The sequence below is a fragment of the Catenuloplanes nepalensis genome (genome assembly GCF_030811575.1).
In the GTDB taxonomy this organism is placed as follows: Bacteria; Actinomycetota; Actinomycetes; order Mycobacteriales; family Micromonosporaceae; genus Catenuloplanes; species Catenuloplanes nepalensis.
The window spans coordinates 4,158,571-4,184,142 of the sequence record NZ_JAUSRA010000001.1; the positions used below are offsets into that span (position 1 = coordinate 4,158,571).

Genomic DNA, 25,572 nt, shown 5'->3' on the forward strand with positions numbered 1-25,572 from the left:
GTCACCGCAGGGGTAGGCCGTCGATGATGATGGTGGGCTGGGGTGCCGCGTCCAGGACGGCCTGCATGGCGGTGCGGTCCGGGGACGGGAGGTCGTGCACCACGATCTTCTCCAGGGACGGCAGCTGCAGGAGGTGGTGGAGGCCGTCGACGGAGTCGGGGGTGTGCAGGGTCACGGCCGTGAGGTGCGGGAGCGCGGCGAGGCTGCGCAGCTCGGATCGGTCGGGGGTGCCGTGGAACTCGACGTGGGTCAGGGACGGCCAGCGTTCGGCGCCGCGCAGGCTCCGGTCGGGTGGGCGGTTGTTCAGCACGAGGTCCGTCAGCGGCAGGTCGTCCGGGATCGGTGACAGGTCGGCCACCAGGCTTCGGTCCCGGATCTCCAGGCGGGAGACGGACGCGCCGGCGAGCGTCTCCAGCGGGGCGCTCATCAGGTACATGCGCAGGTCGGTGACGCCGGTGTCGCGCAGCGGGCCGAGGTCGCGGATCAGCGGGCAGCTGGCCAGGTGCAGCACCCTCAGCCGGCGCGCGTTCCGCAGCGGCGTCAGGTCGCGCACCACCAGGTTCTGCAGCAGCTCCAGGTGCCGCAGGTTCGGGATCGCGGCCAGTGGGTCCAGCATCGTGTCGCCGCGGCAGGCGACGGTCGAGAGCCGGGTGAGGTAGCGCAGGTACTGCACGCGGGACCAGCGCTGGATCTCCAGCCGCCGGTCGCCGAAGTCCACGTCCGCGAGCACGGTCCGGGCGTAGCCCTCGGGGTCGCCGGACAGCCGCCACGCGCGCAGCAGCTCCTCGATCACCTCCGCCTCCTTGACGGCGGTGAACCCCTCGATGATCTCCCGTGCGCCCTCGCCGCCGATCATCGCGGCGGTCCGGACCACGCACGCGGCCTGCTCCTCGCTCAGCCCGGCCGGGCCGGGCAGCAGCTCCAGCACGAACCGGCCGGCGCGGGCCAGCAGCTCGGCGTCGTCCAGGCTGGCCGGTGGGATCAGCCGGCGCGCGGCCAGCCGGACCTCCTCGCGGATCTCGTCGGTGTGCGTCACCGCCGCCTGCTCCAGGCACGCGGCCGCGAGCAGCCGCAGCCGGTCGTGCAGCTGCGGCCGTTCCCGGGCCGCGGCGTTGCCGGCCAGCAGGTCGCGCAGTATCCGCTCCCGCTCGTGCGGCCGGGCGTGCGCCACCGCCATGATCACCACGTCGTGCCACTGGTCCAGGTGCGCGTTGCTCAGCAGCAGGCCCAGGTCACCGCCTTCCACCGCCTCCTTCGCGGCCAGGAAGTCCCGGAACGTACGGTGCACGAACTGGATCTGCCCGTCGTAGACCTCGCGCAGCATGCCGGTGCGTTCCAGCGTGCGCTGCAACACCCGGTCCGGGTCGGCGTGATGCGGGCGCAGCCCGTGCATGGCGTGCCCGATGCGGCGCACCGCCTCCGCGCGGTCCAGCACGATGTCCTGGTTCTTGACCAGCGAGTACGCCAGCCGTTGCAGGACGACGACCTGCTCCTCCAGGTTCAGCGGCGGGAGGTCGTCGAGGCGCATGCCCTTTCGCTCGTCCCAGCGGAGCACCAGCAGTTCCAGCGCCGCGTCGTAGAGCGCCTTGCGGTCCCGCGGCAGGTGCATGTGCCGGTCCTGGAAGAGCGCGCAGATCAGCCCGGCCAACAGCGGGTTCGCGGCCAGCCGGCGCAGCTCCGGCCGGGCCGCGATCAGCGTGCCCAGCTCGGCCCGGCAGGTGCGCAGCCACTCCGCCTCCGCCGGGTCGTCGAGGAACTCCTCGGCCGCGGCCTCGTGCCAGCGCCCCAGGTAGTCCTGGATGCCCTGCGCGCTCAGCGACAGCAGGTCGAACGGGACGAAGCCGTCCTCGCCGAGCCAGTCGTCGTCGATCGCGGGCGGCCGGCTGGTCACCACGTACCGCGCGTTCGGGTAGGCCCGGACCAGGTCGCCGAGCCAGCGGCGGGCCTCCTCGCGGCGGTGCGCCGGAAGCTCGTCCACGCCGTCGACCAGCACCAGCGCGCGGCCCGACCCGAGCCGGCGGCTGGCCCACCCGGCCGGCATCTCGCCGCCGATCAGCCGCGCGATCAGCAGCGGCAGCTGCTCCGGGGCGGGCAGCTCGGCCGGCCCGGCCGCGAACTGGCGCAGTGGCACGAAGAACGGCACGTAGCCACCACTGGTCCAGAGCGCACGGTCGGCGACCTTGGCCGCCAGCCACTGCAGCAACGTGGTCTTGCCCGCGCCCGCGCCGGCCCGGATGATCACCCGCGGGTTGTCCACCAGCGCGTTGGCCACGTCGATGCCGACGCCGGTGAGCGTGTCCTCGTCCTCGTCCGGCTCGCCCCGGGAGCGGCGGGCCACGGCCAGCGTGACGTACTTGTCGAAGGTGTGCGGCCGGGGGCGGCGGGTGCGGTTCGCGCCGAACATCTCGAAGCCGCCCACCTGCTCGCGGACCACTTCGGCGTACCGCGCCGCGAACCGGCCGTCCTCGTCCGGCCGGGCCCGGTCCTGCCGGCGCAGCAGCTCGTCCAGCTGCCGGGCCACGTCGCTGACCCGCCAGAACGTATGGGTCTGTAGAACCTCCTCGAACTCGGGCAGCGAGCGGAAATAGCCGATCAGCTGCTCGCAGGTCAGCGCGATGATCCGGTCGTAGGCCGCGTGTCCCGGCGCGCTCAGCGCGTAGCCCGACGGCCGGCCCGGTGACGCCCGGTGGACCGTCCGTGCCAGCCGGTCCGGGTCGAGTTGCGCGTCGAACGCCGCGGCCAGGTCGAGGCGCGCGGCCGTCAGACTCTCCCGCGCCGCGTGGACAGCCGCCTCCCACTCCCCCGGCGAGACGTCCCGCAGCTCGCCGCGGTGCAGCTCGACCAGCCGGTCCCGGGTCCGCTCGACGGTCCGGCGCAGAATCGCCGGGCTCGGGTCGCCGCCGCGCGCGCCGGCGCGGTGCCGCTGCCGGAACTCCAGCAGCATGTCGACCGCGAGCCCGCGCAGCACGTCGCCGACGATCGCCAGCAGGGCAAGGGAGAGACCATCCGTCACACTGCCATTGCTATCCGTTCCGGATGAACAATCCGTGCACATGACATAACACCCAGTACATGATCGAGGCGTCTTTCCGGTCGGTGCACCGACCGGAAAGACGCCTCGTGTCAGTCCGTGAGATGCGCGCCGATCTCGGTCTCGCTGACCCGGGTCGGCTCCAGGACCCGGTGCAGGAACGTCCTGGTGCGCTCCTCACGCGGATTGCCGAAGACCTCGGCCGGCGGGCCCTCCTCGACCACGACGCCGCCGTCCATGAAGACCACGCGGGACGCGACCTCGCGGGCGAACGCCATCTCGTGCGTGACCACCAGCATGGTCATGCCCTCAGCGGCCAGCCCGCGCATCACCGCGAGGACCTCGCCGACCAGCTCCGGGTCGAGCGCGGAGGTGGGCTCGTCGAAGAGCATCAGCTGCGGGTCCATCGCCAGCGCGCGGGCGATGGCGACGCGCTGCTGCTGACCGCCGGAGAGCTGCGCCGGGTACGACGAGGCCTTCTCCGCGAGCCCGACCCGGTCCAGGTTGAGCGTGGCGATCCGGTCCGCCTCGGCCTTCGACCGCTTGAGCACCCGGCGCTGGGCGATCGTCACGTTCTCCCGCACGGTCAGGTGCCCGAACAGGTTGAACTGCTGGAACACCATGCCGATCCGGCGGCGTACCGCGTCGATGTCGCAGTCGTCGTCGGTGACCTCGACGCCGCCGACGTGGATGGTGCCGGACGTCGGCGTCTCCAGCAGGTTCACGCAGCGCAGCAGCGTGGACTTGCCGGAGCCGGACGGGCCGATCACGCACACGACCTCGCCCGGCTCGACCGTGAGATCGATGCCCTGCAGCACCGGCAGTCTGCCGAACGACTTGTGCAGGCCGCGGATGTCGATGGTGGACATGGCGGTCACCTCTCCCTCGCGGCGCGCCGCTCCAGCCCACGGACCAACTGCGACAGCGGCAGCGTGATCAGCAGGTAGAGCAGGCCGGCCACGACCAGCGGTGTCGGGTTGACGCGGGTGTTGAGCGCGTCGCCGGCGAACTTGGTCAGCTCGATGGTCGTGGAGGTCACGCCGAGCACGTACACCAGGGAGGTGTCCTTGGTCAGCAGGATGATCTCGTTGGTCAGCGGCGGGATCACGATCCGGAACGCCTGCGGGAGGACGATCGAGATCATCGCCCGGGTGTGCGACATGCCGAGCGTGCGAGCCGCTTCCAGCTGCCCCCTGGGGACGGCCTGGATGCCGGCGCGCAGCGTCTCCGCCATGTACGCCGCCGCGGTCAGGCCGAGGCCGAGCGTGACCGAGCCGTAGACGCCGCCCGGGATCTCCCGGTCCGGGAACGCCAGCGGCACGCCGTAGCCGACCATGAACAGCACCAGCAGCGCGGGCAGGCCGCGGAACAGTTCGATGTAGGCGGTCGCGAACCAGCGGTACGGCAGGATCGACGACAGCCGCATCAGCGCCAGGACCAGGCCGAGGACCAGGCCGAACGCGAACGCCAGGAGCGTGTAGAGGACGGTGTTGCGCAGCGCGACCGTGATCGCCTCGGGGAACATGCCCTGGGCGACGTCGAGACGGAAGAACGCCTCGGACAGCGTGCCCCAGTCCGCGGACGCGACCACGGCCACGATGACCAGTGCGAACACCACATAGCCGGCGGTACGGGCGAGCCGTTGCCGCCGGCGTCGGGTCAGCTTCATGAAAGTCGCCGAAGGGGTCGTCAGGCCGCCGGCTTGGCGCCGATCCAGGTCGCGTAGATCTGGTCGTAGGTGCCGTCGGTGCGGGCCGCGGCGAGCGACTCGTTGACCGCCTTCAGCAGCTCGGCGTTGCCCTTCTTGACCGCGAAGCCGTACTGCTCGCCGGTGTCGAAGCCGGTCGCGACGACGACCTTGCCGGGGTTGGTCTTGATGTACTCGTTCCAGACCGGCAGGTCGTTGACCGCGGCCTCGACCTGGTTGGTGGCGAGCGCCTGCTGCTGCGCGGCCAGGTCCTTGTACGAGACCACCTCGATGTCCAGGCTCTTCTCGGCGACCTGGGCGTTGATGTACGCCTCGCCGGTGGTGCCGCCCTGCACGCCGACGCGCTTGCCCGCCAGCTCCTCCAGGGTCTTGACCGAACTGCCGGTGAGCACGGCCAGCGCCTGGGTGGCGTCGAAGTACGGGTCGGAGAAGTCCAGCACCACCTTGCGCTCGTCGGTGATGGTCATGCCGGCCGCCGCGATATCGCACTTGCCGGCGTTGAGGTCGGAGCCGGACTTGATGCCCTCGAACGGCGTATCGATGATCTCCTGCGTCACGCCGAGCTTCTTGGCGACCAGGTCGACCAGCGCGACATCGAAGCCGACCACCTTGCCGGTGTCGTCCTTCGCCTGGAACGGCGCGTACGGCAGGTGCGTGCAGGTGGTCAGCGCGCCGGCCTTGACCAGCGTCACGCCGCCCTCGGTCGTGCCACCGGTGTCCTCCTTGGCGCAGCCGGCGAGGCCGCCGAGCCCGAGCGTCACCGCGGCCGCGAGCGCGGCCACCCTCCGAGTGTTCACGAGCGGATTCATGCTTTCTCCCCAGGTCCCGAGCCCCGCATCGCGGGTCGAGACACATTAATCCAGAGTTATCCGCCCGGCAACAGAGAAGATCAACTTACGACGACGGCCGGACGTGACCGTGCACACATCATCCGCTTCCCTACGTTACCGTCGTCACTGACACATATCGCTGGACATTCCCCATTCGGCACATAGGATTAGGCGCCAATTGAGAGGGGTTTTCGTGACGGAGATCGCGTTCTCCGCGCCGCCCGCCGCGCAGCGTGCCCACGTCTGGCGCCGGCTGCGCCGCGACCGCTGGGCCGTGGCCGGCGGAGTGATCGCCGTCACGCTGATCACGGCCGCGCTGGCCGCGCCGCTGATCACCCGGCTCTCCGGGCACGACCCCTACACCTACGACCTGGACGCGGTCTCCGGTGGCGGCGTCCCGCTCGGCGCCGGCGGTGGCATCGGCACGGAGCACTGGTTCGGCGTCGAGCCGATGACCGGCCGCGACCTGTTCGCGATCGTGCTGCACGGCGCCCGCACCTCGCTGCTCGTCGGCGTGGGCGCCACGCTGGTCGCGGTCGCCATCGGGGTCGCGCTCGGCGCCACCGCGGGCTTCGCCGGCGGGTGGTGGGACGCGCTCGCCTCCCGTACCACCGATGTGGTCTTCGGGTTTCCGTCCCTGGTCTTCATGATCGCGCTCAGCGCGGTCGCGCCGCCGGAGATGCCGCGGCTGCTGCTGGTGGTGCTGGTCGTCGGCTTCTTCGGCTGGCCGCCGATCGCCCGGGTGGTGCGCGCGCAGACGATCGCGCTGCGGCACCGCACGTTCGTGGTCGCCGCGATCGCGCTCGGCGCCCGGCCGCACCAGGTGCTTCTGCGGCACGTGCTGCCGAACCTGCTGCCCACGGTGCTGGTCTTCGGCACGATGCTGGTGCCGTCGATGATCGGCATGGAGGCCGCGCTGTCGTTCCTCGGCGTGGGCGTGCCACCGCCGACGCCGTCCTGGGGCCGCTCGATCGGCGACGCGATCTCCTGGGTGCAGCTCGACCCGATGTACCTGCTGTTCCCGGGCACCGCGCTGTTCGCGGCCACGCTCTCGTTCAACCTGCTCGGCGACGGCCTCCGGGACGCGCTCGACCCGCGCCTGCGGGAGCTGCACCGATGAGATGGACCCTGAAGCGGCTCGGCGGCATGCTCGGCGTCCTGCTGATCGTCAGCTTCCTGACCTACACGCTGCTGATCGCGGCGCCGTCCGACCCGGCGCTGATGTCCTGCGGCCGGCCCTGCACGCCGGACCGGCTCGCGGACGCGCGCGCGTTCATGGGCTACGACGAACCGCTGCTCCGGCAGTACCTGGAGTTCCTCGGCGGGATCGCGACCGGCCGCACGTTCGGCAGCGCCGCCGCCTCGGTCGAGTGCGCGGCGCCGTGCCTGGGCTACTCGTTCCGGCTCGGCGCGCCGGTCACCGAGCTGATCGCCGAGCGCGCGCCGGTCACGTTCTCGCTGGCGATCGGCGCGGCCGTGCTGTGGCTGGTGCTCGGCGTCGCGGCCGGCACGATCTCCGCCGTGAAGCGCGGCTCGCTGCTGGACCGGGCCGCGATGACGCTCTCCGTGGCCGCGGTCTCCGCCCCCGCCTACCTGGTCGGGCTGATCGGCCTGCTGATCTTCGGGTTCACGCTGAACATGGTGCCGGTCGCGGGCTACGTGCCGTTCTTCGAGAGCCCGGTCGACTGGGCCTGGCACCTGATCCTGCCCTGGCTGGTACTCGCGCTGATCTCCGCGGCCGTCTACGCCCGGCTGACCCGCACCCAGCTGCTGGAGGTGCTCGGCGAGGACTTCATCCGCACCGCGCGCGCCAAGGGCCTGCGCGAGGGCGCGGTACTGCGCCGGCACGGGCTGCGCAACACGCTCGTACCCATCGTCACGTACTTCGGTCTGGACCTCGGCGGCCTGCTCGGCGGCGCGGTCCTGACCGAGCGCGTCTTCAGCATGCCGGGCCTCGGCTCACTGCTGATCGACGCCGTCGGCAACGCCGACCTGCCGGTGATCATCGGCGTCACCCTCTTCTCGGCCGCCGTGATCGTGGCCGCGAACGCCGCCGTGGACGTGCTGCACGGCGTGCTCGACCCCCGTGTTCAGAAGGGAAATCGATGAGAGCCCGCCATACCCTCGCGGTCGCCGCCACAGTGATCCTGGGGCTGACCGCGTGCAACGCCAACCCGTCCGCGCCGCCCGGCGAGACCGGCGCGCAGAAGGGTGGCACGCTGCGCATCCTGTCCTCGGCCAGCGAGTTCAACCTGGACCCGGCGAAGAGCCAGACGCTGGCGATCACCTCCGGCGGCCTGGTGCTGCGCCGGCTCACCACCTGGGACATCGGCATCGGCAAGTCCGCCAAGCCGGTGCCCGACCTGGCCACCGACACCGGCACCACCACGGACGGCGGCAAGACCTGGACCTACACGCTGAAGGACGGGCTGACCTACCCGGACGGCTCGCCGATCACCACCAGGGACATCAAGTACGGCCTGGAGCGCTCGTTCGCGCCGGAGCTGGGCGGTGGGCTCGGCTACCACAAGGCGCTGCTGGCCGGCGGTGACGCGTACAAGGGGCCGTACGGCGGGGCGTCGCTTCCCTCGATCGCGACGCCGGACGACAGGACGATCACGTTCACGCTGAAGACCGCGTACGGCGACTGGCCGTGGATCGCGTCGATGCCCGCGTTCGCGCCGGTGCCGAAGGCTTCGGACGACCCGGCCGACTACGGCAGGAAACCGGTGCCGTCCGGGCCGTACCAGATCGAGTCGTACACCGCGGGCGTGGAGGCTGTGCTCTCCCGCAACCCGGCGTGGAAGCAGGAGACCGACCCGGTCCGCACGGCCGGCCCCGACAAGATCATTTTCCAGCTCGGGCAGGACACCACGGTCGCGGCGCAGCGGCTGGTCGCGAACTCCGGCGACGACCAGTCCGCGTTCGGCGCGAACTTCGTCCCACCGGCCCAGCTCGCGCAGGCGGCGGCGAACCCGGCCGTAAAGGACCGGCTGGTCACCTCCTCACCGGGCGCGCTGGCCTACCTGGCGATCAACACGCGCCGGGTGACGGACGTGCGCGTGCGGCAGGCGCTCAACTACGCGGCCGACAAACGCGCCTACCAGGTCGCCTCCGGCGGTGACCTGGGCGGCAGCCTCGCCACCACGCTGATCACGCCGGGTATCCCGGGGCGCGCGCAGTACAACCTCTACCCCGCCGACCCGGCCGGTGACGTGGACCAGGCCAAGCGGCTGCTCGCCGAGGCCGGGCAGCCGGCGCCCAAGCTCACCCTGCTGACCCGCAGCGACGGGCAGTGGAGCAGTCTGGCGCAGGCACTGCAGCAGGGGTACGCGCGGGCCGGCATCCAGGTCGAGATCCGCACCGAGGAGTACGAGTCCTGGTTCGAGCACGTGACCAGCGGCGAGCGCGACGACTACGACCTGACCCTCACCTCGTGGCAGCCGGACTTCCCGTCCCCGAACGGCAACATCCAGCCGCTCTTCGCCAGCAGCGAGATCGGCGGCGGCGGGTTCAACCTGGCGCGCTACTCCAACCCGAAGGTCGACGCGCTGATCGAGCAGGCCACCGCGGAGGTCGACCCGACGAAGTCACAGGCGCTGTGGGCGCACGCCGACAACCTGATCCTCCAGGACGCGCCGGTGGTGCCGCTGATCTACACGAAGAACACGTTCCTGCGCGGGTCGAAGGTGGCGAACTTCTTCATCGGCGAGTTCCCGGCGTACCCGAACTACCTGAAGGCGTCGCTGACCCAGTGAGCGCGGTGCTGGAGTTCGACGGGGTCTCCGTCGCCTTCGGCCGGGTGCGGGCCGCCCGCGGTGTGACGTTCACGTTGCACCGCGGGCGGACGCTCGCGCTGGTCGGCGAGTCGGGATCCGGCAAGTCCGTCACCGCGATGGCCGCGCTCGGCCTGCTGCCCCCGTCCGCCACCGTGACCGGAAGCATCCGGCTCTCCGGCGCGGAACTGCTGGGGGCGCCGCCGGCCGTGCTCCGGTCCGTGCGCGGCGCCCGGATCGGCACCATCTTCCAGGAGCCGATGGGCGCGTGGAACCCGGTGCACACCATCGGCGCGCAGATCGCGGAGGCCGTCACGGTGCACCGGCGGCTCGCTCGCGGCCCGCTGCGGGATCGGGTGCGCTCGCTGCTGGCCGACGCCGGGCTGGACGAGCCGGACCGCGTCGCCGCGTCGTACCCGCACCAGCTCTCCGGCGGGCAGCTGCAGCGCGCGATGATCGCGATGGCGCTCAGCGGCGACCCCGAGGTACTGATCGCGGACGAGCCGACCACCGCGCTCGACGTGACCGTCCAGGCCGGCATCCTCGCGCTGCTGCGCGGCCTGCGCGACACCGCGATCCTGCTCATCACGCACGACATGGGCGTGGTCGCGGACCTGGCCGACGACGTGGTGGTGCTGCGCTCCGGCGCCGTGGTCGAGTCCGCGCCGGTCGAGCGGCTCTTCGACGCGCCCTCGCATGATTACACACGCGCGCTGCTGGCCGCGGTCCCGTCCGTGACCGGGCCGTTCCTCCCTTCACCGGTCGATTCCGGCAGCGCGGCCGCGGTGAGCGATCTGTCCGTCCACTACGGACGCTCAGTCCGCGCGGTCGACGGCGTGTCCCTGGACATCCCGGCCGGCACGGTCGTCGGGCTGGTCGGCGAGTCAGGGTCCGGCAAGTCCACGATCGGGCGCGCGCTGGCCGGGCTCGCCCCGATCACATCCGGCACGGTCACGGTCGGCGGCGTGGACGTCGGCCGGGCCCGCGGCCGCGCGCTGCGCGCCGTACGCTCCCGGATCGGCGTGGTCTTCCAGGACCCGGCCGCCGCGCTCGACCCGCGCCGCACGGTCCGCGACAGCATCGCGGAGCCGCTCGCGCTGCACTCCCCCGGCACGGACGCCCGCGCCCGCGTCGACGAGCTGCTCACCTCGGTCCGGCTGGACGTGTCCTACGCCGGCCGCTACCCGCACGAGCTGTCCGGCGGGCAGCGCCAGCGCGTCGTGATCGCCCGCGCGCTCGCGCTCCGGCCCGCGCTGCTCATCGCGGACGAGCCGACCAGCGCGCTCGACGTCTCCATCCAGGCCGACGTGCTGGCGCTGCTCGCCGGGTTGCAGCGCGAGTACGGCTTCGCCTGCCTGTTCGTAAGCCACGACCTGGCCGTGGTCCGGGCGATCGCGCACCGGGTCGCGGTGCTGCACCGCGGCACGATCGTCGAGCAGGGCAGCACCGCGGACGTGCTCTCCGCGCCGTCCCACCCGTACACTCGGCGCCTGCTCGACGCCGCCCCGATCGCGGACCCGCGGCGGCAGCGCGCCCGGTGACCCGTGGGCTCCCGCGCGTGCGGGAGCCCACGAACCGCCGGCTCAGCCGAGCCGGTTCATCGCACTGATCCGCTCCTGCACCGACGCGCGCAGCTCGGCCAGCGGCGCCACCTCGGCGGCCGCGGCCCGCGCGGGGGCGGGCGTGCGGACCGGGCCAGCGACCGGGAAGACCGCGGTCTCGCCCGGCAGCGGAAGCCCGGGGCAGGTCGCGGTGCCCGGACGGGAGTTGTGCAGCAGGAACACGTTCACCATGCCGTCCACGCACGGGTTGCCCTGGAACGCGTACTGGCCGTGGAACGGGCTGTCGTCGACCGACACCAGGCTGACGCCGGGCGCGGCCCGGACCGCGGAGCGGGCCTGCTCGTACCCGGTCTGCGGGTCGAACTCACCCTGCACCACCAGCACCCGGCCGGAAACCTCCGCGGGCAGCTGCGGGAGCTGCTGGCGCGGGGCATCGGACCAGAACGCGCACGCCTCGCCGATGCCGTACTGCCAGCCGAACAGCGGGAACTGCGGGCCCTGCTCGTCGCTGAGCCGCTTGTACCACGCGACCGAGCGGGTCGGCTGGTCACCGCAGGCCACGGCGAACCGGGTGGTCGGCGCGAGCGCGTAGTCCGCCGGGTCGTCGGCCAGCGCGGCCACGGCGACCGCCGGCGTCAGGCCGGTCAGCGGCACGCCGAAGACCGCACGCGAGCGCGCGTCCAGCATCGGCGCGAGCTCCGAACCGGCCAGCTCCGGCGCCTCGCCGTCCGCGCCGCTCACGCCCATCGCGAAGACCAGCACGGCCAGCACCCAGGCGAACTCCGAGCCGAGCCCGACGAACGAGGCGTCGTAGTCGTCCGGGCTGACGCCGTTGGCCGCGAAGTACGCCCGGCCGCGCTCCCAGTTCGCCGCGGCCTCCTCGGTCGTCGTGCCGGCGATCTCCGGGAACTGCCGGGTCATCCAGGGCAGGAACTGGTCGCCGAACAGCCGCTGGTTGATCGGCGGCCACGCCTCGAACGCGGCCTGCAACCGGCCCTGGAAGTTCGTGCTGGAGTCCAGCACCATCTTGCCGGCACTGCCCGGGAACAGCGACGCGTACTTGGCGCCGAGCCAGGTGCCGTACGAGTAGCCCAGGTAGTCCAGGCGGGACTCGTCCAGCAGGATCCGGATCAGCTCCATGTCGTGCGCGGTCTGCCAGGTCGTGATGTACGGCGCGAGCGCCTCGCTCTGGCAGGCCTCCGCGATCGCGCGCGGCAGCTTGTGGTGCTCCGCGATGCTCCGCGCCGACCGGTCACGCGCGTCCAGGTCGGTGCGGGTGGAGAGCCGGTCGATCGGCACCTCGCAGGTCTCCATCTCGGGCGTGGTGCCGCCCTCCTGGCCGGTCCCGCGCGGGTCCATGCCGATCAGCGCGTACCGCTCGTGCAGCGCGGGCTGGATCGCGGCCAGGTAGCCGGGCAGCGACGTGCCCTGCCCGCCGGGGCCACCCGGGTTGATCAGCAGCGAACCGAGCTTCTCGCCGGACGCGGCGACCCGGCTGATCGACACCTGCAGCGTGCGCCCGTTGCCGGGCGCGGCCCAGTCCCGGGCCACCGTGATCGTCGCGCACTCCACCGGCACCGTGCCCGGCTCCGTGGTGAACGCGCACGGCCCCCAGGTCACCTCCTGCCCGGCGAACGCGGCGAACGGGTCGGTGGCGGCGCTCGCCGGGACCGCGGTCCCGGCTATCACGAGCGCGGTGGTGAGGATGATCGCCGAACCGGCGGTCTGTCTGCGCACAGGCGGTCCTTTCGTGGCTGGTATCGGACGCCCTCGATCCCAGCACCGCTCGCCGCCCACGTCCACGGTCGATTGACGAAAGGTAGTACTTTCGGACGAGGACGCGCTGGCCACCGTCCTTGCTGGTCCACTGTCGAGAGGAGACCGATGCCGATCCGGGTCCTGGTGGCCGACGATCAGAGCCTGGTCCGCACCGCGTTCCGGCTCATCCTCGACGCCGAGCCGGACATCGAGGTGATCAGCGAGGCCGCGGACGGTGAGGCCGCGGTCCGGCTGGCCCGCAGCCTGCGCCCGGACGTCACGCTGATGGACGTGCGCATGCCCAAGCTGGACGGCGTGCGCGCCACCGAACTGCTGGCCGGCCCGCACGTCGCCGACCCGCTGAAGGTGGTCGTGGTGACCACCTACGACGTCGACGAGAACGTCTACGCCGCGCTGCTCGCCGGCGCCAGCGGCTTCCTGCTCAAGGACGCCGGCGCCCGCTGGCTGGCCGACGCGGTGCGCGCCGCGGCCGACGGCAAGGCCGTGATCTCCCCGGCCGTGACCGTGCGCCTGCTCCGCCACTTCACCCGCACCGAGCCGGCCGATCTACCGGTCACCGCCCGCGAGCGAGACGTGGTGCTCGCGGTCGCCCACGGCCGCACCAACGCGGAGATCGCCGGCGACCTGCGGATCTCCCTGTCCACCGTGAAGTCACACCTGGCCAGCCTCCAGTCCAAGCTACCGGCCCGCAACCGCACCGAGATCGCCATCTGGGCCTGGCGGCACGGCCTGGTCGGCCCGGACATCCCACTCCGGAGGCCCTGAGCGCCGCTTCCGGCGTCCGATGCGGGTTTCGCGGCACCGCACGATGAGCGTGGCCTGGGGGCCGAACGACCATCACCGGGCCGGGAATGCCGGATCTACGCTCCGTCCACATGCGGGAGACGGGTGGGGAAGATGCTGTCGCTGCCGATGAGGTTCCGGGCGCCGAGGGGGATCTATGGCGTTCTGGGGTATCTGGCGTTCATCGTGCTGACCGTGGCCGGGGCGCAGGCGGTGTTCGCCGAGTGGGGGGTGGCGGCGCGGGTGCTGCTGGTGGTGGGGGCGGTGGCGGGGCTGGCGGGGCTGTTCGGGTGGGCGTCGTGGATCGGGACGGTCATCACGGCGGAGGGGATCACGCGAAGGGCGATGTTCCGGGTGCAGCACTACCGGTGGGAGGACATCATCGAGATCGGGGTACACACCAACCCGATGGTCGCGATGGTCGGGCCGTTCCAGGCGGCGCCGCATCTGGCGATCTGGGTACGGGCCCGGCAGCACGAACGGCAGCGCAAGACGCTGCAGTTCTTCGACGATCGCGCCTACCGGTCCAGTACCGACTTCGAGCGTGACCTGAACGGGCTCGTCATCCTCTGGCAGCACCGCCGCTTCAGCGAGCGGGCCGGATGACGGCACGATCACGGGGCCGATGCTAGAGCCTGTTTCCTCACCCGTCCGTGGCGGTGCGGGCGCCGATCGCGTGAATCCGGTCCCGGTCTCCGGCGTCTCCCCGGTGTCGAGCGTTGGGGAAAGCACCACCGCACCACCGTGAAGGGAACCGCCGTGAACTCGTACGAGTACCTGGACACCACCACCGCCTCCTCCGCCGAGGCCGAGCTGCGGCGCCTCGAGGCGGTCCGCCGCTACGTCCTCGTGGACCAGCCGGTGGAGGACGCGTACGACCGGATCGCCTTTCTGGCCGGCACGATCTTCGACACGCCGATCGCGACGGTGTCGCTGGTCGAGCAGGACCGGGTCTGGCTCGCGGCCTGCCAGGGCCTGACCGGCGTGCGTGAGGTCGGCCGGGAGCCGGGACTGTGCGCATCGGTGATCGCGCAGAACGACACGTACGTGGTCACGAACGCGGCCCGGGACCCGCGCACGCTCGAACACCCGCTCGTCCGCGGCGAACTCGGCCTGCGCTTCTACGCCGCCGCCCCGATCCGCACGCGCGACGGCTACCGCCTCGGCACGGTCAACGCGATCGACAGCCGGCCGCGCACGGCCACACCCCGGCAGCTCCAGGCGCTGGAGCACCTGGCCTCGATGGTCTCCGACGAGCTGGAGATGCGGCTCAGCCTGATCCGCAGCGCGGCCGGGCGGGTGCCGGCGGCCGGGTAGTGCGGACCTTGACCATGTGCCGGGAACACGGTGTCGCATTGGATCATGACTGAACCGCAGTTCTTCGCGACACCGGGGTACGGCGAGATCATGCGCCGGGACCGGCACTACAGCCAGGCCGTCCGGATCGGCGACCGGGTGGAGATCTCCGGCCAGGGCGGGTGGAACGACTCGTTCGAGTTCCCCGCGGAGCTTGCGGCCGAGATCGTCCGGGCCTTCGACAACGTCGAGCGGACGCTCGCCGAGGCCGGGGCGGCGTGGACCGACGTCGTCTCGGTCGACTCGCTTCACGTGCTCGGCCCGGAGGACTTCGAGGAGCACAACCGCATCATGATCGAGCAGTTCCGCAAGCGGCTCGGCGACCGCCACCCGATCTGGACCGAGATCGGGGTGGCGGCGCTGGGCGACCCGGCGATGCGGGTGGAGATCCGCGTCGTCGCCGTCACCGGCTGACCCGTCAGGTGCTCGCCGGGGTACGGCGCAGCGCGGCCGACCCGACCGCGGCCTCGCGCAGGCCGGGGAGCTCTCGGTCGAAACGGTCGCGCAGCGCCCGTACCGCCGGCTTGTGGCCCCAGAGGTCACGCCAGCCGAACACGGTGTTCACCGCGCCCTCGATCGCCAGGACGGCCAGCACGGTCTCCCGGATCGTCGCGGCGCCGGGGTCGTTCCGCGCCGCGGCACGCACCCGGTCGCGCAGCCCCCGCACCGGGCCGGGATCGGCGACGTGGATCCGCGCCGACCGGAACCGGCGCCGCTCGACCGTGATCACCCCGGCCGCGGCCAGTTCGTCGCGGACCGCCTCCTCGGCCGTCCACCACCGCTGCTGCTCCAGCACGTCCAGCCAGCGGCGCGGACGATCCGCCGGCACGTCGCCGAGCACCGCCGCGACGAACGGACCGAGCCCGGCCGGGACCGGCGCACCGGTGCGCACGGCCCGGCCGTCGCGGTCCTCGATCAGGCCGGACGTGCACAGCTCGGCGACCGCGGCGGCGCAGAGCAGCGAACCCCGCGGCTCGGCGCTGTCGTCGTCCAGCCTGCCCTTCTCCGGGTGATGACTGAGCAGGAAGAACTGGTGCGGCAGCGTCTCCGCGGTGTGGTGTGAGATCGGCATCGCCTCAGTGGACAACCGGTGCTCGGCACACGGTCCAGCCGGCCCGGGGTGATCCGGGCCACGTCGGCTCAGCTGCGCACGCGGTGCAGCGCGTGGTCGAGCGCGGCACGGGTCATCGGGAGCAGCGGGCTGGAGGCCATCAGCATCAGGTCCTCGCGCGGGGACGTGCCGCCGTCGAGGAAGCGGAGCACGCGGCCGGCCGGGTTGCGGTCGAAGAGGCGGTCGAAGAAGGCGACGCCGCCGGTCAGACCGCGGTCGAGCGCGCGCAGCTGCACCGCGTCCATCCACAGGTGCCGGGCCGGGTACGGCGGCGCCGGCACCGGCGCGCGGCCGGCCGCGAGCGCGCGGGCGACGTCGCCGGCCTGGCGGGCCATGGCGGAGAACGTGTAGCCGGTCGACGGGCGGGTGGCGCCGCCGGCCGTGCCGAGCCGGACCACCCGCGGTGACGGCCGGGGCCGGAACGGGCCGTCGGTCATCGGGATGACGCCGTCCTCGACCTCGCGCACGCGCAGCCCGGTCAGGTCCAGGCCGAGCAGCGCGGCGTAGGCGTGCAGCGCCGCGTCGTAGGCCTCGCCGGTCAGCGTCGCGGGCGAGAACTCGGTGTACTCGATCAGCGCGAACCGGTCGCTGACCGGCAGTACGTACCCGAACGAGACGCCCCGGGCCGGCTGCGGCGTGCGGAAGTCCATCAGCACGGCCCGGCCCGGGTCGAACACCGGCCGGTCCGCCTCCAGCCACCAGCCGCGGAAGTGCTGCAGCCAGGTGGTCAGGCCCGGCCGCTCCGGCTTGCGCGGGCGGGAGTCGAGCACCCAGGCCGCACGGACCAGCGGCGCACCGTCCGGCCCGGCGACCGTGACCCGCTCGCCGTCGTCGTCCAGCGCGCCCGCGGGCACGGTCAGCCGGGTCGCGTCCAGGCGCTTCTCCGCGTCCGCGGCCAGGTCGTAGAGCGGCGCGGAGCGCAGCATCGCGTACCGCAGCGGCGCCAGCGGCAGGCTCCGGCGGCGGGCGGGCGTCACCACGTCGACCTCGTCCCAGCTCGCGCTCAGCAGCGGGTCGAGGAAGGTGCCGGGCGTACCCCAGAAGGCCCAGGTGCGGTCCTGCCCGCGCTTGTGCACCGGGTCGACGATCGCCACCCGCAGCCCGGGCACCCCGGCCCGGCCGAGCGCGGCCAGCACCAGCGAGGCCGCTCCCCCGCCGCCCACCAGGGCGATGTCGACGTCCACGGTCATCGCGACCTCAGCCCGCGGTCATCGCGACCCGGACGCTGGTGCCGCCGGTGCCGGTGGTGACGGCGACCCCGTCGCAGAGCTGGCGAACGATCCACAGACCGCGGCCGCCGCGGCTGCCGTCCGGCGGCGGCCCGTAGCCGGCGAGCGGGTCCGAGAGGCCGGGACCGTCGTCGGACATCTCGCAGACGACCGTGTCGTCCGCGCGCCAGACGCGGAGCCGGCGTTCGCCGCTGCCGTGCCGTAGGCCGTTGACCGCGATCTCCGTGGTGACCAGCAGCAGGTCGTCGAGCGGGTCGGCCGGCCAGCCGGCCGCGGCCGCGCGCACGGTGCCGCGGACCGCGCCGAGCTCGGTGACGTCGTGCAGTATCAGGTCGGCGAGGGGTGCGCCGGTGACCGGCGGCAGGTCCTCGGGCAGTTCGTGCAGCAGCGTGGCGGGCGGGCGGTAGCCGGGGCTGTCCCGGCGGCCCGGGTCGCGGACCAACGGGTGGGTGCGGCGCGCGTCCGCGAGGACCTGGCCGGGCAGCGCGCGGACGTCGTACGGGCAGACGATCCACGCGGGCGCGTCCGCGAGCAGCGCGTTGATCGCCGACTCGTACCGGGTCCAGGCGCGGTGCCTCTCCACGCCGCCGAACCCGACCTCGCCGACGATCCTGGCCCGGCCGTGCCCGCGGTCCTGGGCGCGCGCCAGCTGGTCACGCCAGCCCACGATGGTGACGGCGGGCCGCCGGTACCACTCGTCGCGGTCGATGAACGTGACGTGCGTGGCGTCCGCGCCGAGCGCGTCGCGCAGCAGCGCCAGCTTGTCCGCGCGCACGGCCGCGATCAGCGCGTCCCCGTTCGCGAGCCCGTCCCGGAGGAACGGCAGGACCGCGTCGCAGTAGGCGACGTCGCTGTCGTAGAAGAGCGCCTCGTGGCACAGCCCGGTCACGCCGCGCCCCCGGTCAGCAGGCCGATCAGCTTCGTGAGCTGCGGCGACTCGCCGATCAGGCGGTACGTACGCCGCCCGTCCCGCACCAGCCGGGTAATCGTGGCGACGTCGTAGACCGCGGCCTCGGACAGGTCGACCTCGGCCGTGCCGCCGGCCGCCGCGGCCTCTTCGGCCAGCGTGTCCAGCATCGCCGCGACCGCGTCCCGGTTCGACGCGTCGATCTCGCCGCGCAGCGTCAGCCGGGGCGGCGCGGTCGTGAACCGCATGCGCAGGCCGGGCTCCCAGCCGGCCTCGTCGGTCGCCGGGCCCTTCGCGCACGGGTGCGCCGCTATGATCGGGGCGAGCTCCGCGGCCGTGAACAGGCGCCGGTCGTAGAGGCAGAGCGCCATCGCGTAGCCCTCGGCGAAGACGCGGTTCACGCGCGCCTCGTAACCGGCGAGGTCCTCCGACCCCGGCAGGCGGGACGCGGCCCACGCCATGTCGCCGATCGCGCGCAGCCCGGCCCAGCCGGCGGCCCGGGTCGCCTCCTGCTCGGCCGCCCAGGCGCCCGGCATCGCGGCCGCGTCGAACCGGCCGGTGGCGAGGTATCCGCCGGACGACGACGTGATCCGCAGCTGGCCGGCCGCGACCGCCTCGGCGACCGGCACACCGCGCGCGTCCAGGCCGGCGGCCACGGCCTGCGGCAACAGGCTGTGCGTGAAGTACACAATCCGGTGACGGCGGGCGAGGCCGTCCGCGATGTATCGCGCGGTGACGCGCAGCTGCTCGTCGTCGGTGCCGATCGCCCAGCACACATGATCACCAGGTTGCAGCGTCTCCACCATCGCCGTCACCTCCCCTGCGAGTATGCGAGCCGAGCCGGCCGCCGGACGCCGGATGAATGAGAACATCGGCGAACCCGGACTACCATGCGGCCGGAGCGTAGTCCTTCAGGAAACACCCGTACACGTCCTCGCCCAGCTCGCCGCGCACGATCGGGTCGTAGACCCGGGCCGCGCCGTCGACCAGGTCCAGCGGCGCGTGGAAGCCCTCCTCGTGCAGCCGCATCTTCGTCGGGTGCGGTCGCTCGTCCGTGATCCAGCCGGTGTCGACGCTGGTCATCAGGATGCCGTCGGCGAACAGGTCGTCCGCGCTGGTGCGGGTCAGCATGTTCAGCGACGCCTTCGCCATGTTCGTGTGCGGGTGCCCGGCGCCCTTGTAACCGCGGGTGAAGACGCCCTCCATGGCGGAGACGTTCACCACGTACCGACGCGGACGTGGTGATCGGGTCATCGCCTCTCGCAGGCGGCTGACCAGGATGAACGGCGCCGTCACGTTGCACAGCTGCACCTCGAGCAGCTCCATCGCCGGCACCTCGTGCACCCGGTCGCTCCAGCTGTTCGTCGGCGCGGTGTCCGGCACCAGACCGCCCGCGTCGATCAGCGTGGACCCGGCGGCCAGCGCGAGCGCGGTCACGTTGTGCGCGCTCACGGTCGGCACGCCGCCGGTCAGCTCGCCCGCCGGGGACCGGCCGCCGAGGAACTCCATCTCCGGCAGCGGGCCCGCGGGCAGCGGCTCCGCCTCCGCCGCGGTGATCGCCGCGTAGCTGCCGGGCGGACGCCGTACCGTCTGGGCCGCGTTGTTGATCAGGATGTCCAGCGGGCCGCGGGCCGCGACCGAGTCGGCCAGCGCGACCACCTGGGCCGGGTCCCGCAGGTCGATGCCGACGATGCGCAGCCGGTGCAGCCAGTCCGCGCTGTCCGGCATCGCGGCGAAGCGGCGCACCGCGTCGTGCGGGAACCGGGTGGTGATCGTGGTGTGCGCGCCGTCCCGCAGCAGGCGCAGCGCGATGTACATCCCGATCTTGGCGCGACCGCCGGTGAGCAGCGCGTTCCGGCCGGTCAGGTCCGTGCGCGCGTCCCGGCGGCTGTGGTTCAGCTCCGCGCATCGCGGGCAGAGCTGGTGGTACCACGAGTCGACCTGCGTGTAGCGCTGCTTGCAGACGTAGCAGCCGCGCGGCTGCTGCAGTACGCCCGCGCTGCGCCCCCGCGTCCTGCTCTGCAGCGGCAGCCCGGCGGTCTCGTCGTCGATCCGGCCCGGCGCGCCGGTCGCGGTCGCCTCGGTCACCGCCTTGTCCGCGGCCAGCACCGCGTCCCGCCGCTCCTTGCGCCGCGCCAGCTTGACCGTCTTGAACAGCCCGGCGGTCGCCCGCCGCACCGCGACCGCGTCCGGGTGCTCCGGCGGCAGCGCCTCGGCCTCCGCGAGGACCTCCAGGCAGACTGCCAGCCGTTCCGGGTCCAGACCTGCTCCACTCACGTCCGGGAACTGTACTGGCCGGACCCGCCCGGCCCCCAATCCAGTGACGCCTCACGCAGTCAGGACGATCTTCCCCACGGTACGGCCGGCCTCCCCGGCCCGGTGCGCCTCCGCGGCCCGCGACAGCGGCAGCGCCCGGTCGACGTGCACCCGCAGCCGCCCGTCATCCACCAATCTCGTCAGCTCCTCCAGGCCGGCCCGGTCCGGCTCGGCCAGCAGGAAACGGCCGCCCGCCGCGACCGACTCCGCGGTGTCCGCGCCGTTCAGCGTGATCAGCATGCCGTCCGGCCGCAGCGTCCTGACCAGCGACGACACCTGGCCGGCCACGACGCCGATCGCCAGGTCGACGTCGCGCACCGCGTCTCCGACGTCCGTGTCGCGGTAGTCGATCACCTCGTCGGCGCCGAACTCCCGTACCAGCGCGTGCTTCTCCGCCGTTGATGTCCCGATCACGTGCGCGCCGCGGGCCTTGGCGATCTGCACGGCCAGGTGACCGAAACCGCCGGCCGCGGCCGGGATGAGCACGCGCTGGCCGGCCCGCACGTTCGCGGTCTCGGCCAGCAGCTGCCACGCGGTCAGCCCGGCCAGTGCCAGCCCGCCCGCCTGCGCCATGGTCATCGATCGCGGGCGGTGCGCGAAGTGCCGGGCCGGGCCGGTGACGTACTCCGCGTACGCGGACGCTTCGCGCGGAAAACGAAAAAGGCCGAAAACCTCATCACCGGGTACGAAACGGGTGACGCCCGCGCCGACCGCCGCGACCACGCCGGCCGCCTCCCAGCCCACCGTGAACGGCGGCGCGCCCAGATAGCCGCCGCCGGCCCGCACCTTCCAGTCGACCGGGTTGACGCCGGCCGCGCGCACCTCGACCAGGATCTCCGCCGGCCCCGGCTCCGGCCGGTCCGCCTCGACCCACTCCAGGACGTCCGGCCCGCCGAGAACTCGCTGCACGATCTTCCGCACGCGCCGACACTACTGTCATGACCTCCTATGTGTCGCACACCACGGTGGACTACCTCGACGCCTGCGCGCTCTCTCGCTGGTGGCAGGCCGTCCTCGACTACCGCGAGGACCCGGAAGACCCGAACGACCCGGGCGCCGAGGAATGCATGATCTTCTCCGCCGACGGCGGTCACCGGCTGCTGTTCATCGAGGTGCCGGACGCCAAACAGCTCAAGAACCGGATCCACCTCGACCTGCGCCCCACGACCGGCACCCGCGACGAGGAACTGACCCGGCTGACCGGCCTCGGCGCTACCGTGGTCGCGGACCGCCGCAACCCGGACGGGACCGGCTGGGTGGTGCTCGCCGACCCGGAGGGCAACGAGTTCTGCATCCTTCGCGGCGCCGCTCTGCCGGGGTAAGACCTTTTTTCGCGCGAACTTGATCCCTGTGGGCCTCCTGTGCGTACTCATCGCCACCAGGCTGTGTCGGTGGTGTGTCGGTGTGCCGAGGAGGATCCGTGTTGTCGTGGCGGCGTATGTGGGGCCCGTTGATCGTGTCGGCCGGGCTGGTGCTCACGCAGTCGGCCACGGCCCAGGCCGCCGAGCCGGGCGTCCCGGTGCCGCCCGGCGAACTCATCCCGGACACCGCCACCGGTGAGGTCACCGACGCGGACATCGACCTGGTCGTGAAGGTGCGGCTGGCCGGGCTGTGGGAGATCCCGGCCGGCGAGATGGCGCAGGAGAAGTCGGAGAACCCGCGGATCCAGGAGATCGGCAAGGACATCGCCGAGCAGCACGCGGTGCTGGACCAGCTCGCCCGGGACGCCGCCGAGAAGCTCGACATCAAGCTGCCGAACAAGCCGAACAAGGACCAGCAGGGCTGGCTGGACGAGATGGAGGAGGCCGAGGGCGAGGAGTTCGACCAGATCTACGTCGACCGTCTCCGCGCGGCCCACGGCAAGATCTTCCCGGCGATCGCCACGATCCGGGCCAGCACCCGCAACGACACCGTCCGCCGGCTGGCCCAGCAGGCCAACCAGTTCGTCGCCACCCACCTGACGCTGCTGGAGTCGAGCGACCTGGTCGACTTCGAGGCCCTGCCGACCGCCCCGAACCCGTCCGCCGCGCCGTCGGCCACGAAGGCGGGCACGCGGGCACTCAACGAGGTCGCCGAAACCCAGGCCATCCAGACCAACCGCAACCTCATCCTCGGCCTGGTCGCCATCGTCCTGGCCGGCGGCCTCTTCCTGGCCTGGCGCACCTTCGGCACCCCATCCCGCTCCTCCCGCCGCCGCTCCCGCTTCTGACCAACTCGCAGCGCGCCGCGCCACTGCTGACGCCGCAGCACTGGCGTGGCGCGCCTCCCGCCTAGGCGGTGCCGAACGGGTTGTTGATGAGACAGCGCCAGCATCCGTCGGTTCCCGGCGGAGGACATCCGCGGCGACGCCGTTCAGGTCGAGCGGTAGCCCTGGCGGGCCGTGCCGCGTATCGAGCAGTCGGCCACCAAGCGAGCGATGTCGCCCGCGACGTAGAGATGCCGGGTGCCCGTGACCATCGGAACGCCGAAACCGAGGAGATGCTCGTATGCGGCCCGGCGGTCGGCATCGGCGCGTCCGGCGTAAACGGAGGGTCTGATCACCCAATCGGAAACCACGCCCCCCGTCGGATCGGGTAGACGCCATGAGGCTTATTCAGCGGGGCGAGCCGACGCCGCGTCGCCGCAGGCCAGCGCTGTCGGCGCGCAACGCGCTGAATAGCCCTCAGCGCTTCCCGACTGCGAGATTGATCGCGCGAAAACGACTAGTGATACATGGCGCACCGTATGAGGCACTTATACGGTGCGCCATGTATCACTAGTGAGATGCGAGGACGACAGCCGGGTGTATTTACGACGATATTTCGGGCGTCGCGCCCGCAGCCCGCTCGGCATTTCCACATTCTGGCGGCAGTTTCCCGTCATGCGGAAGATCGGCCGGCTATCGGAACCGATCTTCCACGATGCGGGATCGATCTTTGCGCCGGGAGCAGCCGGTAAGGGCGACGCGCGGCGTGAGCCGTCATGATCTCCGGGGGTGCGAGGTTGCTTTCGACCTTCTCGGACGTAGCCGACGTTCGAGGAAACGATCACTTGCGCTGCTGGGCCTCATTTCTTCGGAATGGCTGCTGAACAATCCTCATGGAGGCTTATTCAGCGCAGCGAACCGGCACCGCGTTGCCGCAGGCCGCGCGGTCTGACGAGGGCGGCGCTGAATAATCCTCATGGTCGCTATTCGACATAATCCTCATGGTCGCTATTCGACCGGCTTCATGCCCGGAGCGTCCGTCCTGGATCTCATACGCCCCCACAGCCCACCAGTCGCCGAACAACTCCTCCGGCATCCGGAAGGACAGGTTCCGACGCGCGAATCGCGCAAGATCCTTGTAGCGCCTCAGGCGCTGGCTGAGCGTCAGGCCGTCGTAGTCGCCGGCCGATCGGCTCGATGGCCATTCGCCATACCTAATCAGCTCGTCGCGCAATTCCTGCACCGCGTCGCGCCTTATGGACACGTCCAAGGATCGAAGACCGACGCCTATCCGTACGCCCGGCAGGTAACTGCGGTCCCCGAGCGCCATAAGGACCGCCACGGCTTCTGTTTCTGTCATTCGTGCGGACCCGTTCATCCGATTACTCCGTGACTGGGCTCTCAGAGGACGCCCTGGTGGCGGGCCAGATGGCGGTCCAGGACCGACAGGTAGCCGTCGGCGTCGTGGGTGGCCAGCAGACGGGCCAGGTCCTCGTGTTCGTCGAGGGCCTCGTCGGGTTTGAGGCCGCCGACCGTGAAGACCTGGTGGAAGAGGCGCAGCTGGCGGTCGCGGAGCAGGTCGTAGAAGTGGGCGGCGATCCGGTTTCCGGACAGCGTGATCACGGCGCCGTGGAAGTCGCAGTCCGCGACCACGTAGGCGTTCAGGTCGTCGGAGTCGAGCGCCTCGCGCTGGTAGCCGAGCGGGGTGCGCAGCGCGGCGGTGATCCGCGCCGGGTCGATCCGGTCCGCGACGACGCGGGCGGCGGCGGTGCGTTCCAGGGCGGCGCGCATCTCGAGCACGTCGCGGGCCTCGCCGGGCGGGATCGCGGTGACCACGGCGCCCTGGCGGCTGGAGAGGGTCAGCAGCCGTTCGGCCTCCAGGCGGAGAAACGCCTCGTGCACGGGCGTCCGGCTGAGTTCCAGCTCAGCGCAGATCTGCCCTTCGCTGAGCCGCGCGCCACCGGCCAGCTCGCCGCGGATGATGCGCTCCTTCATATACGCATACGCGCGCTCGGCCGCCGTCATCCCGTCACCCTATCCCGACCGCCGACGATCAAAATCACAATCATTCGAGGGTACGGAAGGTGCCGCGCGACCTCGCCGGAACACTCCCTCGCGCGGGTTGTCCGGGTCGGCTCAGCGCAGCGCGGTCACGCCGCCCGCACCGCGCCTCCCCGGTTCGCGCCATCCGCCGGAAGGAGCATGTGATCTGAACCGGGGTTGAGGTCAAGGGCCCGTCACGGCCTCGGCGAGCGCGACCCGGGCCGCCTCGTCGTCGATGGTGGCGGTGCCGTCGCCGTCCTGATCGCCGTACGCGCCGAACTGGGAATGGTTCATGCCCTCGATCTCGACCAGGTCCGCGTCGTCCGGCAGCAGGTGGGCCGCGTCCTGGATGTCCTGGGGCGTGCTGAGACCGTCGCGCGAGCCGCCGACGGAGAGCACCGGGATCGGCGAGCCGGAGATGTCGTCGTTGCAGTAGGAGCCGAGCAGCAGCAGGCCGGTCACCCGGTTCGGCTCGTCGGCGGCGTATTCGCAGGCGCGGACGCCGCCGAGCGAGTGGCCGGCGACGGCCCAGCGCGTCACCTCCGGCGCGAGCGCGGTGAACGTGCTCAACTCGCGCGTGTCCAGGATCGCGAAGCGGAACGTCGGGCGCACGATGATCACGGTCGTGCCCGCGTCGACCAGTGATGCGAGCGTCCACGCGTACGCCTCTGCCTCGACGCGCGCACCCGGGATGAACACGATGCCGTCGCCGGTCGACGCCGCGGCCGGCCGCATGACCAGGCCGTCGCCGGCATCCACGACCTCGGCCGCGACCTCGGCGAACCGGGCCTCGTCGGCCCGCAGCGGCGTGCCCAGGCGGACGGCGGCCACCACGACGACCAGCACCAGCACGGCCGCGATCCCGCCGAGCGTCCACCGGAGGACGCGGCGGCGCTTCCGTACCGGCGGGGCCTGCTCTTCCGGTTTGTCTCCGGTGCTCATGTGCGCAGCCTAGT

Annotated in this window: 25 protein-coding genes; 10 read left to right on the top strand and 15 right to left on the bottom strand. The window is 72.2% G+C overall.

The annotated features are described in order from the left end of the window. Position 1: 1 nt before the first annotated feature. The 4 genes from J2S43_RS17720 to J2S43_RS17735 all read right to left on the bottom strand — a co-directional run bounded on the left by J2S43_RS17720 (position 2) and on the right by J2S43_RS17735 (position 5,548). A complete protein-coding gene (locus J2S43_RS17720; protein ID WP_306830552.1) occupies positions 2-3,013 on the bottom strand; it encodes an NACHT domain-containing protein in 3,012 nt (1,003 codons plus the stop codon). A 110-nt stretch (positions 3,014-3,123) separates the two neighbouring features. Further along, positions 3,124-3,900 (bottom strand): amino acid ABC transporter ATP-binding protein, encoded by a 777-nt coding sequence (locus tag J2S43_RS17725; RefSeq protein ID WP_306830554.1) that lies wholly within the window; start codon positions 3,898-3,900, stop codon positions 3,124-3,126. A 5-nt stretch (positions 3,901-3,905) separates the two neighbouring features. After that, positions 3,906-4,700 carry an amino acid ABC transporter permease gene (locus J2S43_RS17730; RefSeq protein WP_306830556.1) on the bottom strand — a complete coding sequence of 265 codons (795 nt, stop codon included), beginning with the start codon at positions 4,698-4,700 and terminating at the stop codon, positions 3,906-3,908. 20 nt (positions 4,701-4,720) lie between these two features. Beyond that, positions 4,721-5,548, bottom strand: coding sequence for a basic amino acid ABC transporter substrate-binding protein (locus J2S43_RS17735; RefSeq protein WP_306830558.1), 828 nt, complete (start codon positions 5,546-5,548; stop codon positions 4,721-4,723). A 214-nt stretch (positions 5,549-5,762) separates the two neighbouring features. On the opposite strand from J2S43_RS17735, the gene J2S43_RS17740 reads away from it, so the two are divergent. Genes J2S43_RS17740 through J2S43_RS17755 form a run of 4 tightly spaced genes read left to right on the top strand, consistent with a single transcriptional unit; the run spans position 5,763 to position 10,886 of the window. Next, complete coding sequence (locus J2S43_RS17740; protein WP_306830560.1) at positions 5,763-6,689, top strand: ABC transporter permease; 927 nt, start codon at positions 5,763-5,765, stop codon at positions 6,687-6,689. Continuing rightward, positions 6,686-7,678 (top strand): ABC transporter permease, encoded by a 993-nt coding sequence (locus J2S43_RS17745; RefSeq protein ID WP_306830562.1) that lies wholly within the window; start codon positions 6,686-6,688, stop codon positions 7,676-7,678. Before J2S43_RS17740 ends, J2S43_RS17745 begins: the two co-directional genes overlap by 4 nt. After that, entirely contained in the window at positions 7,675-9,327 is a 1,653-nt protein-coding gene (locus J2S43_RS17750; RefSeq protein ID WP_306830564.1) for an ABC transporter substrate-binding protein, read from the top strand. The genes J2S43_RS17745 and J2S43_RS17750 overlap by 4 nt, the downstream gene beginning before the upstream one ends. Then, entirely contained in the window at positions 9,324-10,886 is a 1,563-nt protein-coding gene (locus tag J2S43_RS17755; protein ID WP_306830566.1) for a dipeptide ABC transporter ATP-binding protein, read from the top strand. The genes J2S43_RS17750 and J2S43_RS17755 overlap by 4 nt, the downstream gene beginning before the upstream one ends. Before the next feature lie 42 nt (positions 10,887-10,928). Here the strand turns inward: J2S43_RS17755 and J2S43_RS17760 are convergent, their stop codons facing one another. Continuing rightward, positions 10,929-12,644 carry an alpha/beta hydrolase gene (locus J2S43_RS17760; protein WP_306830567.1) on the bottom strand — a complete coding sequence of 572 codons (1,716 nt, stop codon included), beginning with the start codon at positions 12,642-12,644 and terminating at the stop codon, positions 10,929-10,931. A gap of 147 nt (positions 12,645-12,791) precedes the next feature. On the opposite strand from J2S43_RS17760, the gene J2S43_RS17765 reads away from it, so the two are divergent. The 4 genes from J2S43_RS17765 (at position 12,792) to J2S43_RS17780 (ending at position 15,239) form a co-directional block, all read left to right on the top strand. Next, the gene (locus J2S43_RS17765) at positions 12,792-13,451 is read left to right on the top strand and encodes a response regulator (RefSeq protein ID WP_306830569.1); all 660 of its coding nucleotides are present in this window, start codon (positions 12,792-12,794) and stop codon (positions 13,449-13,451) included. Between the two features lie 132 nt (positions 13,452-13,583). Then, complete coding sequence (locus tag J2S43_RS17770; protein WP_306830571.1) at positions 13,584-14,075, top strand: PH domain-containing protein; 492 nt, start codon at positions 13,584-13,586, stop codon at positions 14,073-14,075. Positions 14,076-14,228: 153 nt separating this feature from the next. After that, a complete protein-coding gene (locus J2S43_RS17775; protein ID WP_306830573.1) occupies positions 14,229-14,786 on the top strand; it encodes a GAF domain-containing protein in 558 nt (185 codons plus the stop codon). A 45-nt stretch (positions 14,787-14,831) separates the two neighbouring features. Further along, complete coding sequence (locus tag J2S43_RS17780; RefSeq protein WP_306830575.1) at positions 14,832-15,239, top strand: Rid family hydrolase; 408 nt, start codon at positions 14,832-14,834, stop codon at positions 15,237-15,239. Positions 15,240-15,243: 4 nt separating this feature from the next. On the opposite strand, the gene J2S43_RS17785 is transcribed toward J2S43_RS17780, so the two are convergent. From J2S43_RS17785 to J2S43_RS17810, 6 genes are all read right to left on the bottom strand, one after another. After that, complete coding sequence (locus tag J2S43_RS17785; protein WP_306830577.1) at positions 15,244-15,897, bottom strand: GOLPH3/VPS74 family protein; 654 nt, start codon at positions 15,895-15,897, stop codon at positions 15,244-15,246. Between the two features lie 68 nt (positions 15,898-15,965). Further along, complete coding sequence (locus tag J2S43_RS17790; RefSeq protein ID WP_306830579.1) at positions 15,966-17,126, bottom strand: lycopene cyclase family protein; 1,161 nt, start codon at positions 17,124-17,126, stop codon at positions 15,966-15,968. A gap of 7 nt (positions 17,127-17,133) precedes the next feature. Continuing rightward, positions 17,134-18,054, bottom strand: a complete 921-nt coding sequence (locus J2S43_RS17795) for an anti-sigma factor RsbA family regulatory protein (protein WP_306830581.1) — start codon at positions 18,052-18,054, stop codon at positions 17,134-17,136. Then, on the bottom strand, positions 18,051-18,878 hold the full coding sequence (locus J2S43_RS17800; protein ID WP_306830583.1) for an MEDS domain-containing protein: 828 nt from the start codon (positions 18,876-18,878) through the stop codon (positions 18,051-18,053). Before J2S43_RS17800 ends, J2S43_RS17795 begins: the two co-directional genes overlap by 4 nt. Before the next feature lie 79 nt (positions 18,879-18,957). Then, positions 18,958-20,349, bottom strand: coding sequence for an SDR family NAD(P)-dependent oxidoreductase (locus J2S43_RS17805; protein WP_306830585.1), 1,392 nt, complete (start codon positions 20,347-20,349; stop codon positions 18,958-18,960). A gap of 51 nt (positions 20,350-20,400) precedes the next feature. Next, the gene (locus J2S43_RS17810) at positions 20,401-21,309 is read right to left on the bottom strand and encodes an NADP-dependent oxidoreductase (RefSeq protein ID WP_306830587.1); all 909 of its coding nucleotides are present in this window, start codon (positions 21,307-21,309) and stop codon (positions 20,401-20,403) included. Between the two features lie 17 nt (positions 21,310-21,326). Here J2S43_RS17810 and J2S43_RS17815 point away from each other — a divergent pair, with 17 nt between their 5' ends. Continuing rightward, positions 21,327-21,710, top strand: coding sequence for a VOC family protein (locus J2S43_RS17815; protein ID WP_306830589.1), 384 nt, complete (start codon positions 21,327-21,329; stop codon positions 21,708-21,710). 116 nt (positions 21,711-21,826) lie between these two features. Then, positions 21,827-22,597 (top strand): DUF4142 domain-containing protein, encoded by a 771-nt coding sequence (locus J2S43_RS17820; RefSeq protein ID WP_306830591.1) that lies wholly within the window; start codon positions 21,827-21,829, stop codon positions 22,595-22,597. A gap of 143 nt (positions 22,598-22,740) precedes the next feature. On the opposite strand, the gene J2S43_RS17825 is transcribed toward J2S43_RS17820, so the two are convergent. The 4 genes from J2S43_RS17825 to J2S43_RS17840 form a co-directional block, all read right to left on the bottom strand. Further along, a complete protein-coding gene (locus tag J2S43_RS17825) occupies positions 22,741-22,929 on the bottom strand; it encodes a hypothetical protein (protein WP_306830593.1) in 189 nt (62 codons plus the stop codon). Positions 22,930-23,474: 545 nt separating this feature from the next. Then, positions 23,475-23,951 (bottom strand): hypothetical protein, encoded by a 477-nt coding sequence (locus tag J2S43_RS17830; protein WP_306830595.1) that lies wholly within the window; start codon positions 23,949-23,951, stop codon positions 23,475-23,477. 23 nt (positions 23,952-23,974) lie between these two features. Then, entirely contained in the window at positions 23,975-24,598 is a 624-nt protein-coding gene (locus J2S43_RS17835) for a GntR family transcriptional regulator (protein ID WP_306830597.1), read from the bottom strand. A 201-nt stretch (positions 24,599-24,799) separates the two neighbouring features. Beyond that, entirely contained in the window at positions 24,800-25,558 is a 759-nt protein-coding gene (locus J2S43_RS17840; RefSeq protein WP_306830600.1) for an alpha/beta hydrolase, read from the bottom strand. Positions 25,559-25,572: the final 14 nt, after the last annotated feature.